Source organism: Microbacterium fluminis, from assembly GCF_051549805.1.
Taxonomy (GTDB): Bacteria; Actinomycetota; Actinomycetes; order Actinomycetales; family Microbacteriaceae; genus Microbacterium.
Map to the genome: position 1 here is coordinate 2,932,463 of NZ_CP196042.1, position 13,210 is coordinate 2,945,672.

At 72.8% G+C, this 13,210-nt stretch carries 11 protein-coding genes; 5 read left to right on the plus strand and 6 right to left on the minus strand.

The window, feature by feature from the left end; genetic code table 11:
• The first annotated feature begins 2 nt into the window (after positions 1-2).
• Positions 3-1,070, plus strand: coding sequence for a hypothetical protein (locus ACSJDX_RS14185; RefSeq protein ID WP_438353286.1), 1,068 nt, complete (start codon positions 3-5; stop codon positions 1,068-1,070).
• A gap of 85 nt (positions 1,071-1,155) precedes the next feature.
• Positions 1,156-3,063 carry a S9 family peptidase gene (locus tag ACSJDX_RS14190; protein WP_438353287.1) on the plus strand — a complete coding sequence of 636 codons (1,908 nt, stop codon included), beginning with the start codon at positions 1,156-1,158 and terminating at the stop codon, positions 3,061-3,063.
• On the opposite strand, the gene hflX is transcribed toward ACSJDX_RS14190, so the two are convergent.
• Positions 3,060-4,574, minus strand: coding sequence for a GTPase HflX (gene hflX / locus ACSJDX_RS14195; RefSeq protein WP_438353288.1), 1,515 nt, complete (start codon positions 4,572-4,574; stop codon positions 3,060-3,062). The two genes, ACSJDX_RS14190 and hflX, sit on opposite strands and share 4 nt — an antisense overlap.
• Positions 4,575-4,657: 83 nt before the next feature.
• Here hflX and ACSJDX_RS14200 point away from each other — a divergent pair, with 83 nt between their 5' ends.
• Positions 4,658-5,302 carry a class I SAM-dependent methyltransferase gene (locus tag ACSJDX_RS14200; protein WP_438353289.1) on the plus strand — a complete coding sequence of 215 codons (645 nt, stop codon included), beginning with the start codon at positions 4,658-4,660 and terminating at the stop codon, positions 5,300-5,302.
• Between the two features lie 41 nt (positions 5,303-5,343).
• Here the strand turns inward: ACSJDX_RS14200 and dapF are convergent, their stop codons facing one another.
• The 4 genes from dapF to miaB are packed head-to-tail and all read right to left on the minus strand — an operon-like array spanning position 5,344 to position 9,150.
• Entirely contained in the window at positions 5,344-6,219 is an 876-nt protein-coding gene (gene dapF, locus ACSJDX_RS14205; protein WP_438353290.1) for a diaminopimelate epimerase, read from the minus strand.
• A 29-nt stretch (positions 6,220-6,248) separates the two neighbouring features.
• Complete coding sequence (locus ACSJDX_RS14210) at positions 6,249-6,668, minus strand: GNAT family acetyltransferase (protein WP_438353291.1); 420 nt, start codon at positions 6,666-6,668, stop codon at positions 6,249-6,251.
• Positions 6,665-7,603 (minus strand): tRNA (adenosine(37)-N6)-dimethylallyltransferase MiaA, encoded by a 939-nt coding sequence (gene miaA / locus ACSJDX_RS14215; protein ID WP_438353292.1) that lies wholly within the window; start codon positions 7,601-7,603, stop codon positions 6,665-6,667. Before miaA ends, ACSJDX_RS14210 begins: the two co-directional genes overlap by 4 nt.
• Complete coding sequence (miaB, locus tag ACSJDX_RS14220; RefSeq protein ID WP_438353293.1) at positions 7,600-9,150, minus strand: tRNA (N6-isopentenyl adenosine(37)-C2)-methylthiotransferase MiaB; 1,551 nt, start codon at positions 9,148-9,150, stop codon at positions 7,600-7,602. The genes miaA and miaB overlap by 4 nt, the downstream gene beginning before the upstream one ends.
• 440 nt (positions 9,151-9,590) lie before the next feature.
• Between miaB and ACSJDX_RS14225 the strand changes: the two genes are divergently transcribed.
• Both ACSJDX_RS14225 and ACSJDX_RS14230 read left to right on the plus strand, forming a co-directional pair.
• Positions 9,591-12,044, plus strand: a complete 2,454-nt coding sequence (locus tag ACSJDX_RS14225) for a hypothetical protein (protein WP_438353294.1) — start codon at positions 9,591-9,593, stop codon at positions 12,042-12,044.
• 56 nt (positions 12,045-12,100) lie between these two features.
• Positions 12,101-12,247, plus strand: coding sequence for a LuxR C-terminal-related transcriptional regulator (locus ACSJDX_RS14230; protein WP_438354998.1), 147 nt, complete (start codon positions 12,101-12,103; stop codon positions 12,245-12,247).
• Positions 12,248-12,269: 22 nt separating this feature from the next.
• Here ACSJDX_RS14230 and ACSJDX_RS14235 read toward each other — a convergent pair whose 3' ends face one another.
• Positions 12,270-13,208, minus strand: a complete 939-nt coding sequence (locus ACSJDX_RS14235) for a regulatory protein RecX (protein WP_438353295.1) — start codon at positions 13,206-13,208, stop codon at positions 12,270-12,272.
• Positions 13,209-13,210: the final 2 nt, after the last annotated feature.

The window sequence follows — 13,210 nt, forward strand, 5'->3', positions numbered from 1 at the left end:
CCGTGTCATCGACCGACCCGTGGGGAGAACCCTCACCCGCCGCGACACCGGACGATCTCCGGCCGACTCCCCGGACCGACGACGAGCAGCACTCCGGACGCCCCGCCGAGCCCCCGGCAGGGGTTCGGGCCGAGCCGGCTCTCGATCCCGTTCCCGACGCCCAGCCGCTGCCCGCTGCCGAGCCGGCGAACGCGACGGCGCGTCGCCGACCGCGCGCGGCGATCATCACGCTCAGCGCGGTGCTCGCGGTCGTGGTGATCGCCGTCGGCGTCGGAGCCGTCTGGGTGGTCGGGCAGCTCGACGAGGCGCGCGCCCGCATCAGCGATCAGCAGCAGCAGCTCGATCAGCAGCGCGAGCTGATCGAGCAGAAGCAGCAGTTCGGCGCGGCCATGCAGGGCGTGTACGACACCGTGCAGCCTCTGGTGGGCCTGCCCTACTCGACCCTCGTGCCGTGGACGCAGTACGACCTGCTCGCCGCCCGCGCGTGGAACCATCGCTGGAAGCCCGACGGCCTTCGGGAAGATGCCGCGAGCGCGCGTCAGCTGGCCGCAGACCTCACCGTGCGCGTGGACGCGGCCGCCGCCCAGGCGGCGTCGAACACGTCCGGCACGGCCTGGGAGGCGACGATCGACCGTCTCGGCTCGGGGTGGGTCACCACCGTGATCGACGCGGGCGACACCGCGTGCGGAGCGAACGCGATCGCCTGCGTGCTGAGCGCCGATCCGTACACCGTGCACGTCGCCGCCCGCGCTCAGACCGACCCGACGATGACCGAATGGATCCGCACCGGCGTCGCCTATCACGAGTACGCCCACGTCCTGCAGCTCACCAATCCGGAGGCCACCGACCCGGCGGTCGCCGCGTTCGGGGGCGACTACGAGGCGATGGCGGACTGCTACGCGCTGACCTTCCTCGACGGCTGGACCCTCGACCACCAGGTCCCGATCGACGCCTCCTCCTACTGGGAGGTCAGCGTCGGCTACGGATACACGTGCGTCGAGTCGCAACGACAGGTCATCCGCGACTGGGTCGGCGGACTCGGACTCGTGGTGCAGCCCGCCGGCGCCTGAACCGCCCTCGCGACGACCGTGACCACGGCACCCGCTTCGCGTTCCGCCGCCGCCATCGGGGGATCGGCCGCGTAGCGTGGGGGCCGTGACCACGACGCTCCCCTACGGTTCCTGGCCCTCCCCGATCACCGCGCGCGACGTCGCCGCGGGGTCGCACCCCGTCGACGCCGGCCGCTACGTCGGCGGCGAGATCTGGTGGCTGGAGCGGATGCCGGCCGAACGCGGGCGTTCCGCGGTGCGGCGGGTCGCGGCATCAGGGGCTCCCGAGACGCTGCTGCCGGCGCCGTGGGACGTGCGCAGCCGCGTGCACGAGTACGGCGGGGCGGCATGGACCGCATCGGACGACGGCACCCTGTACTTCGTGGAGGGCTCGGACCAGCGGATCTGGATGCGGCGACCCGGCGCCGATCCGCAGGCCCTGACGCCCGCGGGGCAGGGCATGCGATTCGCGGACCTCACCCTCGCGGGCGGGGCGCTCCTGGCCGTGCGGGAGACGCACGACGGCTCCCCCGTGCCGCCGCGCGACATCGTCTCGGTGCCGCGGGACGGGTCGGCCGCGGACGACGCCGACGCGATCGTGACGGTCGTGGCGGGCAGCGACTTCGTCGCGTCCCCCCGGGTCTCTCCGGACGGCGCGCACCTGGCGTGGATCGCCTGGAACCATCCCGACATGCCGTGGGACGCCACCGAGCTGCGGCTCGGCGTGCTCGAGGACGGCGTCGTGACCACCTGGCGCACCCTCGCCGGCGGGGCGGCGGTCTCGGTGCTGCAGCCGGAATGGGACGGATCCGACGCCCTGCGCTACAGCACGGACCGCACCGGTCGCTGGAACCTCGAACGGCAGCCGCTCGTCGGAGCGGCGGTGCCGATCGCCCCGGCCGACGCCGACACCGGCGGACCGCTGTGGAACCTCGGCATCCGCTGGTACGCGCCGCTGGACGACGGCCGCATCCTCGCGGTGCGCACGCACGGCGCCGACGCGCTGGCCGTGATCGAGCGGGACGGAGAGGTGCGCGGACTCCCCGCCGAGGCATCCGCGCGCGTGCTCCTGGGCGACGTGTCCGGCGCGCGCGTGCTGTTCAGCGGAGCCGGGGCGACCACGTTCGGCGGCCTGTGGGAGATCGACCTCGACGACCCTGCGCCGCTGCCGCGTCTGGTGCGCGGCGCGGTGGACGAGACCCCGGATGCCTCCTGGCTCCCCGTCGCCCACGAGGTCACCGTCGACGGCCCACACGGGGCGGTGCACGCGTTCGCGTACCCGCCGACGAACCCCGGTGCGATCGCGCCGGAGGGAGAGCGGCCGCCGTACCTCGTGCTGGCCCACGGCGGCCCCACCTCGCACGTCTCCGGCGGGGCGGCGCTGGATGTGGCCTTCTTCACCAGCCGTGGCGTCGGGGTGCTCGACGTGAACTACGGGGGGTCGACCGGGTACGGCCGCGCCTACCGGGAGCGACTCCGCGGCCGGTGGGGCGTCGTCGACCGCGACGACGTCGTGGCCGCGGCATCCGGGATCGCCGACGGCGGCATCGCCGACGGGAACCGGCTCGCGATCAAGGGCGGTTCGGCCGGAGGGTGGACCGTGCTGTGCGCGCTCACGGCGTCGGACCGCTTCGCCGTCGGGATCAGCCGATACGGCGTGGCCGATCTGCGCGCGCTGGCCGCGGACACGCACGATTTCGAGGCGCGCTACCTCGACGGGCTCGTCGGACCGCTGCCGGAGGCCGAGGTCGTCTACATCGACCGATCGCCCCTGTCCCACCTCGACCGGTTCACCACGCCCATGCTGATCGAGCAGGGCCTGGACGATCCGGTCGTGCCGCCGGCGCAGTCCGAGGCCGTGCGCGACGCGCTGGCCGCGCGCGGCATCCGTCACTCCTACCTCGCGTTCGAGGGCGAGTCGCACGGATTCCGGCGACCCGAGACGATCGTCGCCGCCCTGGAGGCCGAGCTGGGCTTCCTCGGCGAGGTGCTCGGGTTCGAGCCGAGCCGCTAGACCCGGAAGGGCGCGAGCTCGGCGGCCAGGCGCTCCGAGACGAACGCGTGCAGCGCCGTGCCCGCCGCCTCGTGCGACTGCTCCACGATGTGGCCGGACTCGTGCGCGGCGTTGACCAGGTCGCCCCGGTCGTACGGCACCACGGCGCGCACCTCGATCGCCGGCAGCGGCAGCGCCTTCTCGATCGCCGCGCGCAGCTCGTCGATGCCCTCGCCGCTGCGCGACGAGGCGAACAGCGCGGTCGGCTCGAGCCCGCGCAGCACCAGGCGGGTGTCGTCGTCGACGAGGTCGGCCTTGTTGAACACGACGAGTTCGGGCACGTCGCGCGCGCCGACGTCGCCCATCACATCGCGCACGGTCTGCAGCTGGGCCGCCGGATCGGGGTGCGCCGCATCGACGACGTGCAGCACGACATCCGCGTCGCCGACCTCCTCGAGCGTCGAGCGGAAGGCTTCGACGAGCTGATGCGGCAGATTGCGCACGAACCCGACGGTGTCGGTGATCGTGTACACCCGGCCGTCGGCGGCCGCCGAACGGCGCACGGTGGCATCGAGCGTGGCGAAGAGCGCGTTCTCGACGAGCACCGCGGCGCTGGTGAGCCGGTTGAGCAGGCTCGATTTGCCGGCGTTGGTGTAGCCGGCGATCGCCACCGACGGGATCGTGTGACGCTTGCGCTCGGCGCGCTTGGCGTCACGGGCGGGCGCGAAATCGCGGATCTGACGGCGCAGCATGGCCATGCGGGTGCGGATGCGGCGGCGATCGAGTTCGATCTTCGTCTCACCCGGTCCGCGCGAGCCCATGCCCGCGCCACCGGCACCCACCTGGCCACCGGCCTGGCGGCTCATCGAGTCACCCCAGCCGCGCAGGCGCGGGAGGAGGTACTCGAGCTGGGCGAGCTCGACCTGCGCCTTTCCCTCGCGGCTCTTGGCGTGCTGGCTGAAGATGTCCAGGATCACCGTCGTCCGGTCGATGACCTTGACCTTGACGACGTCCTCGAGGGCACGCCGTTGGCTGGGTGCGAGCTCGGTGTCGGCGATCACGGTGTCGGCGCCGAGGGCGGCGACGAGGTCCCGCAGCTCCTGCGCCTTGCCGCGGCCGAGATAGGTCGCCGGATCGGGGTGAGGGCGCCGCTGCAGCACTCCGTCGAGCACGACGGCGCCGGCGGTCTCGGCGAGCGCCGCGAGCTCGCGCAGCGAGTTCTCGGCGTCGGCCTGCTCGCCCTGCGGGTGGACGCCGACCAGGATCACGTTCTCCAGCCGCAGCTGCCGGTACTCGACCTCGGTGACGTCCTCGAGCTCGGTCGACAGTCCCACGCGGCGCAGCGCCGCGCGATCCTCGCGGTCCCACTGGTCTCCGTCGGAGCCCGAGCGGTCCACCGTGGCGGTGTCCTGCAGCGCCTGCGCGGCACCGAACACCCGCACTCCGGAACGCGCATCGGCGCGCGCCAGCACGCGATCGACCGGGTCCACCGGCGTCTCCTGCGTGCCGAGGGGTGTCGTCGTATCCGTCATGTGTTCCTTTCCGGGGCGCCTCGCCCGGCGTCCGTAAACTCTAGCCTCCCGAGGATGGGCGCACCTCCGCTACGCTCGCTGGCATGCCCAGCGGTGACCACTACTTCAGTGCGGCACCCGCCAGTCCCGAGAACCACCGTCGCATCCGCGTGACACTCGCCGGTCGCGATGTCGAGGTGACCACCGCCGGCGGCGTGTTCAGTCCCGATCACGTCGATTCCGGCACCGCGGTGCTGCTGTCCAACACGCCTCCCCCGCCGCCCGGAGGTCAGCTGCTCGACCTCGGCTGCGGCTGGGGTCCGATCGCGCTGACCCTTGCCATCGAGTCGCCGCACGCCACGATCTGGGCGGTCGACGTCAACGAGCGGGCTCTCGACCTGGTGCGGCGCAACGCCGCGGCCCTCGGCCTCACCAACGTCAACGCCGTGCTGCCGGACGATGTTCCCGACGACATCGGATTCCGCTCGATCCGCTCCAACCCGCCGATCCGGGTGGGCAAGAACGAGCTGCACGGTCTGCTCGAACGCTGGATCCCGCGGCTCGAGGAGCGCAGCGACGCATGGCTCGTCGTGCAGCGCAACCTCGGGTCCGATTCGCTGCAGCGGTGGCTCGCGGCATCCTTCCCCCACGGCTACAGCGTGCACCGCTCGGCGACGGCGCGCGGGTTCCGGGTGCTGAAGGTGCGGCGGCACGGCTCGCCCGCGACGGAGCCGATCGACATCGTCTGACCGCGTCCCTCCGACCCGGTCAGGGACCGACGGCGGATGCCTCAGGCGAGGGCGACCTCGCCGGAGTACACCAGCACGGCGGGGCCGCTGAGGGCCACGTGCTCGCCGTCCTCGGCGTCGAACATGCGCACTCCGAGCGTGCCGCCGGGCACGTCGACGCTCCACCTGGCGGGGGCGGCGGCGCCCGCCCAGTAGCGCACCGCGAGCGCGGCGGCCGCGACGCCGGTGCCGCAGCTGAGCGTCTCGCCGACGCCGCGCTCGAACACGCGCATGCGGATCGCGCCGACCCCGTGGTGCACGAGCGGGTCGCTGGGCACGACGAACTCGACGTTCGCGCCGTGCGGCGGCACGGGGTCGAGCAGCGGCTGCACCGTGAGGTCGAGACCGTCCAGCTCGTCCAGGCCCGACAGCGCGACGACGACGTGCGGGTTGCCGACATCGATCCCCTGCCCGGGTCGCGCCACCGGCAGGCCCTTGGCCCGCACGAGCACGTCACCGTCCTCGGCGCGCCAGACCCCGAGGTCGACCTCGAGGTGCTCCTCCGGACGGGTCAGGGTCTTGACGCCCGCCCGGGTGCCGATGCGCAGCTCTCCCCCGTCGGGCAGCTCGGCCAGCCCCGTCTCGAGCAGATAGCGCGCGTACACCCGGATGCCGTTTCCGCACATCTCGGCGGCCGATCCGTCGGCGTTGCGGTAGTCCATGAACCACTCGGCTCCGGATGCCGCGGCATCCCGCCCCTCAGGAAGTGCCGCCGAGCGCACCACGCGCAGCGTGCCGTCCGCGCCGATCCCGAAGCGGCGGTCGCACAGGGCGGCGATCTGCGCGTCGGTGAGGTCGAGTCCCCCGTCGGGGTCGGCGATCACGACGAAGTCGTTGCCGGTGCCGTGGCCCTTCGTGAAGGCGAGAGTCTGCGGCATCCCGTCAGTCTATTGGTGGCCGGGAGGGCTCAGTCGGCGATGAGGCGCTTGCCGGTGGTCGTGGTGTCGAACCGGTCGTAGCCGAGTCTGTCGTAGAAGCCGAGCACGTCCTCGTTGCCGGGTCGCACCATGAGCTGCACCTTGGGGCAGCCGAGCTCCAGGAGCAGCTCCTCGACGCGGGCGACGAGATCGCGCGCGATGCCCTCGCCGCGCCGCTGCGGCGACGACGCGAGGTAGTAGATCCAGCCGCGGTGGCCGTCATAGCCGCCCATGACGCTCCCGACGACGTCCTCGCCGTCCACCGCCACGAGGAACAGCTCGGGCTGCACCGTGAGCTTGCGCTGGATGTCGAGGTGCGGGTTGTTCCAGGAGCGGGTGAGACCGGTCTCCTGCCACAGGGCGATGACGGATTCGGTGTCGCGGAGCGCGAAGGCGCGGATCGAGGTCATGTCTCCAGTATCCGTTCTGCGATCCCGGGGTCGCCTCCGGGAAACCACCCGAGGTCGGGGTACCGGCGGAACCACGACACCTGCCGCCGCGCGTAGCGGCGGGTCAGGGCCTGAGTCTCGGCGATCGCCTCGTCGCGCGTCATCGTGCCGTCGAGCTCGGCGAGCGCCTGCGCGTAGCCGATCGCGCGCCGCGCCGTCACACTCCGGTCGAGGCCGACCTCGCGCAGCGCCGCCACTTCGTCGACCAGTCCGTCGCGCCACATCCGCCCGACCCGCTCGTCGAGCATTCCGACGAGCTCCTCGCGCGGCACAGACGTGCCGATCACCCGCGTCGCGGCGTGCCACAGGGTCGGCGCGTCGGGGAGGGCGGCGCCGTGCGTCCGCTCCCCCAGTGCGAGGATCTCCAGCGCTCGGACGATACGGCGTCCGTTGCGCGGATCCACCCGCTCCGCGGTGGCGGGGTCGCGCTCGCGCAGCCGTGCGTACAGCGCCCCGGGGCCGGAGGCATCCAGCTCCGCCTCCAGACGCGCCCGCAGCTCCTCGTCCCGCGGCGGGAACCGGAAGTCGAAGAGCACGCTCGAGACGTACAGCCCCGACCCGCCGACGAGGATCGCATCGGCCCCGCGGGAGTGGACCCCACTGATCGCGGCGCGAGCGGCATCCTGGTACCAGGCGACGGCGGCCTCGTCGGTCACCGCGAGGACGTCGAGCATATGGTGACGGATGCCTCGCCGCTCCGACTCCGCCAGCTTGGCCGTGCCGATGTCCATGCCGCGGTACAGCTGCATCGCGTCGGCGTTGACGATCTCCGCCGGGCGCCCGCGTGCGGCGAGCGCCTCGGCGAGGTCGAGCGAGAGGCCGGTCTTGCCGGTGCCGGTGGCGCCGACGATCGCCCACAGGCGCGGACCGGCGCCGGAGGAGGACGGATCGGTCACACGCCGACGCGGGGGCTCGGCAGGCCGAGGGACACGGCGCGCGGCGCACCGGCGTCGCCGGCGGGAGCGGGGACGCCGCACGAGTCCGCCTGCGCGCGGTCCCACGCGTCTCCGGCGCGCGTGCGGCGGAGACGCAGCGGTGCCCCGGTCGGGTCGTCGGCGAGGAGGAAGAACGGCGCCGCGTGCGACACCACGACCGAGACGACGTCGCCCGGGCGGGGCACGGGCGAACCCGACGGCAGCTCGAAGTGCACGAGGCGGTTGTCCTCGGCGCGGCCGGTCAGGCGGTGCGTCGCGGCATCCTTCTTGCCCTCGCCGGTCGAGACGAGCACCTGCAGCTCGCGGCCGACCTGCTTCTGGTTCTCCTCGAGGCAGATGCGCTCCTGAAGCGCGACGAGCCGCTCGTAGCGCTCCTGCACGACCGCCTTCGGCACCTGGTCGGCCATGGTCGCCGCCGGGGTGCCCTCGCGGATCGAGTACTGGAACGTGAAGGCCGATGCGAACCGGGCCTGTTCGACGACGCGCATGGTGTCCTCGAAGTCGGCGTCGGTCTCCCCCGGGAAGCCGACGATGATGTCGGTGGTGATCGCCGCGTCGGGCATCTGCGCGCGGACGCGATCCAGGATGCCGAGGAACCTCTCGCTGCGGTACGAGCGGCGCATCGCCTTGAGGATGCGGTCGCTGCCGGACTGCAGCGGCATGTGCAGCTGCGGCATGACCGCGGGGGTCTCGGCCATCGCATCGATGACGTCGTCGGTGAAGGCGGCCGGGTGCGGGCTGGTGAAGCGGATGCGCTCCAGGCCGGGGATCTCACCGGCGGCGCGCAGCAGCTTGCCGAACGCCTGACGGTCGCCGAACTCGACACCGTAGGAGTTGACGTTCTGCCCGAGCAGGGTCACCTCGATCGCGCCGTCGTCGACGAGCAGTCGGATCTCGTTGAGGATGTCGCCCGGGCGGCGATCCTTCTCCTTGCCGCGCAGGCTCGGCACGATGCAGAACGTGCAGGTGTTGTTGCAGCCGACCGAGATGGACACCCAGCCGCTGTGCACGGCGTCGCGCTTGGTGGGGAGGGTCGAGGGGAACACCTCGAGGGCCTCGAGGATCTCGAGCTCCGCCTCGCCGTTGTGACGGGCGCGTTCGAGCAGACTGGGCAGCGACCCCATGTTGTGGGTGCCGAAGACGACGTCGACCCACGGGGCCTTCTGCTGGACGGCGTCCTTGTCCATCTGGGCGAGGCATCCGCCCACCGCGATCTGCATGCCCTCGCGCGCATCCTTGCGGGACTTCAGATGCCCGAGGGTGCCGTACAGCTTGCCGGCGGCGTTGTCGCGGACGGCGCAGGTGTTGATCACGACGACGTCGGCGTCGGTGCCCGCGTCGGCGCGCACGTAGCCGGCGCTCTCGAGCGAGCCGGACAGCCGCTCGGAGTCGTGCACGTTCATCTGGCACCCGAAGGTGCGCACCTCGTAGGTGCGGGCGCGGCCGTCTGCGGCGGTGGCGGCGGGCGACGGCGCGATGGTCGTCGGCGTGCTGAGCGGGGAGGTCATCGTGAGGACATTCTACGATCCGACGTCCGCGCGACCGGCGGAGCGGCGGATGCCGCGCACGCACCGGAAGAGGGCGCCGCCGCGGCATCCCGATCGCGCGACAGCGGCACCCCGGCCCGGAGACCGCCTGGGGGTGCGGTCCTCGGTGAGAACGGGACTGGGGATCCCGTTGCGTCCTCCGACGTTAGGCGTCGCCGAAGATCCGGGGACCGCGCGTGGTCCCACCTACGCAGCGAAACCCGTGAATCCGGGAGCGTCTCACGGGTGCGCGTGTCACGGGGGGCATCGCGCCGGACCGAACTCCGAACTACTGTGTTGTGATCCCAGTACGCGTCGGCGTCGAATGACACGGGTGCGTCGCGGACGTCTGGTTATCGTGAGGAATCATCTGCGCCGCGCCCACCCGCGGACGACCACTCACGTCCCGGAAAGGAGGCCAGGTGACGCACGGCATCATCGAGGAGCCCTCCGACCAGGTCGTGGGGGCCGAACGCGATCCCGAGGGGATCGCGCGATCGCTCCTGACCGGGACGAGCATCGTCGTGGTGGGATCCCTCGGCAGCGGCAAGAGCCACCTGCTGCGCGCGGTCACGTCCGAGCTGGTGAGGCGCGGAGCCGACCCTCTGGTGCTGCGCACGGCGCGTGTGCTCAGTCGCGTGGAGTTCGGCGCTCTCGACGACGCCCACGATCCGCGCAGCGATGCGCTGAAGGACACGGCGACCGACTCCGATGATCCTCCGACCGTCGTCGTCGTCGATGACGTCCAGGACCTCGACCGGCCGTCGTCGGAGGCCCTCGTGCGGGCGATACACCGCCGCCGGGCGGTGGCGCTGGTGGGTCTGTCCGCCCCGCGGGCGCGGGGGGCACGCGACTCCGAGGTGGCGGCCACCGTGTTCGTCGACCTGTGGCTGCACGGGAGGGCCGAGCGGGTCGACCTGCGCGAGCTGTCCGCCGGCGATGCCGACGATCTGCTCGACCTGCACTTCCCGGCGAACCGGTTCGATTCCGTCACCCGGGCCACCATCATCGGCCTGGCCGACGGATCGCGCATCCTGCTGCGGGAGCTCGCCGCGCACGCCGACACCGAGATCGCACGCGCACGCGATCCGCTGAGCGCCTTTCGGGACATCCATCGCCACAGTCGGCTGGGCGACGCCCTCGCCGCACACACGGCCGAGTTCGACGAACCCGAGCGGACCGCACTCGCCCTGCTCGGTCACCTGCCCGGGATCGACCACGCCGACGCCACCCGCCTCATCCCGGCGAGCATGATCGAAGCCCTGCTGTCGGCGAAGCTCCTGCAGGAGGACGGCACGATCCGTCGGCGCATCTACGCCAACGCCGCGCTCGCCCAGGCGTGCACGCAGCAGCTCGACGCGGGCGTCGTCGAATGGACCATGGAGCGGGCGGCCGCGCGCATGCTCGAGGGCGGTGGCACCTGGTGGAGCGCTCCCCTGGCGAGCGCGATCGCCGCGCGCTGGCACGGCGACGACGCGGCGCACCCGACCCGCGCGGAGACCCCGCCGGCGCTGCGCGAGCGGGTGGCGAGGGATGCCGCGCGGGACGCGAACGATCGAGGGATGCCTGCGCTCGCCCTCGCCTACATCGCACTGGTCGATGAGGAGAACACCTCTGCGGAGTGCATCGCACTCGAGCGCGCGTACGCGGAGGTGATCCTGACGCGTTCGCCCGCGCCGCTGACGGCGGTCGACCCTGCCCGCCTCGACGACGGCGGTCTCGGACGCTACCTGCTCCTGCGCACCCTGGTGGGCAGCCCGCGGAACATGGCGCAGCTGCGCGGCATCGTCGCCGAGGGCACCTCGCGCGCGCATCGGCTGCTGCGCGCCGAGCTCGAGCTGGCCGCCGCCGAGGCTTCGGCTCTGGAGATCGACTGGGCGGGCGCGGGCGAGGCCGCCGCACGCGCCGCGGCGATGGCGGAGCCCAACTCGACGACGCGCGTGCGCGCCCTGCTCTCCGAGGCGATGGCCACGATGCACACGGGCGACTGGTCCCGCGCCGAGGTGCTGCTCGAGGAGGTCGACGGCATCCTCCTGCTTCCGGCGTCGACGGACACCCCCGGCGTCGCCGAGCGGATCCTCGCGCTGTGCGTCGAGATGGTGATCACGATGCTCGCCGGTGTCGAGCCGGTGCGCGTACGCGAGCGGCTGCGCGACCAGACGATCGCGGCGGCCCGCGAGGCCAACGGCCGCGGCATCTTCCTCGCCGGGATCGCCGCCGCACTGCTGCACGCACGCCAGGGCGACACCGACTCCGCGCTGTCGGAGCTGGAAGCGTGCCACCGTCGCGCCACCCACATGATGATCGGCCCCGGCGTCTGGCTCATGCACCTCGTGGTGGCGCGGGCGATCTCGCTGCTCGGCCGCACGGCCGACGCGCGTGTCCTGCTGCGTCGCGCGAGCGAGGCCATCACCGTGGCGAGCCCCCTCGTCGACCACGACCGGCATCTCACCGCCGCGACCATCAGCGCCGCGGAGGGCGACGTCGACACCGCCGTCGCCGAAGCGCGCGCGGCCGCGGAGCTCTCGGCGCGCAACGAGGGCATCATTCATCTGCGCGACCTCTATCTGCTCGCCGCGCTCGATGCGGCGCAGGAGCCGGAGGTCGAGCGGATGCATCGCATCGCCGATGCCAGCGGATTGACCAGCGCGATCCTGCTGGCTGATCGCGCAGCCGCGATGGTGCGCGGACGCAAGAGCTCACCCGCCGCACGCCCGTCGAACGGCTGCGCCTCGGCATGCCGTGGAGCGATCCGGATCACGCCGGTCCGGACCCCCAGATCGGCCCCGCGTACACGGCCCCCGCCTTCCCGCCCCGGACCAGTCCGCCCACCGGCGCCCGCACCTCGATCTCGCCGGAGCTCGGACTCGGGCTGACGCGGCGCGAGCGGGAGATCGCGGAGCTCGTCGCCGAAGGTCTGACCAACCGTGACATCGCCCAACGGCTGTTCCTGTCGGTGCGGACCGTGGAGTCCCACGTGTATCAGGCCCGCGCGAAGATCGGCGCCCGCTCACGCGGCGAGCTCGGCCGCATGGTGGCCGGTCGCCCCGAGCGCGACGGCAGTGCCGGGACGCGCTGACAGCCGGCGACGGGATCGCGCCTCAGCGGAAGCGCACTCCGCCCGAGCGTCCGCCACCGCTGCCCTGTCGGCCGCCGCTCCCCCGCTCGGCGCGCCGTTCCGCGAGCGCGGATCGTGCCGCGGTCGACGCGACCGACCCGCCGTATCCGCGCCGGGACAGCGCACCGACGAGCCGTCGGTACGCGACCTCGTCGTCGAGCCGATCGAGCGACCGCGCCTTCGTCTGGGCGAACTCCAACGCCCGGTCGGCGTCGTCATCGGGCAGTTCCGCGATCGCCGCATCGGCCACCTCACGGGGAATGCCGCGCTTGGCCAGGACCTGCGCGATCGCCTGCCGCCCCTGCCCCTTGCGGTCAGCGCCGGAGTGGACCAGCTGTTCTGCCAGCGCGACGTCGTCGAGGTACCCCAGGTGCAGGAAGCCGTCGATCACGTCGTCGACGTCGGCGCGGTCGACATGGCCGTCGGCGAGCACTCGACGTGCTTCGACCACCGACAGCGACCGCGAACGCAGCTTGCGCAGCAGCGACGCCTCCGCCTGCTCGCGCACCCGGGCGGGGTCGCGTTCGGCCTCCTCCTGACCCTGGTCGTCCCCGCGGCTGGAGAAGGACCTGCGACCGCTGCTCTCCGCGTCGCGCCGCCTCACGTCGCCCGCCTGCGCCCGGCGGTCGCCGACGGCCCGACGATCGTCGGAGGCGGACTCGCCCCATGCAGCGGTCGTGTCGGTCGCGGCCGTCGTGTCGTTCGGCAACAGTTCGGACCACGTGTCGTTCCACGCGACGACGTCTGAGTCGGCGTCGTCAGCCGCAAGGGCATTCCCGGACTCCGCGGCGCCGACCGACGCCTCTGCGACCTCGACGGCCGGCGCTTCGCGCGCGGACGCATTCTCCGTGCGGCGCCCGAAGAGCGGGATGACGGGGGCGAGTCGCTCGGACCCGCCCCCGCCGTTCACGTGATCACCCACGA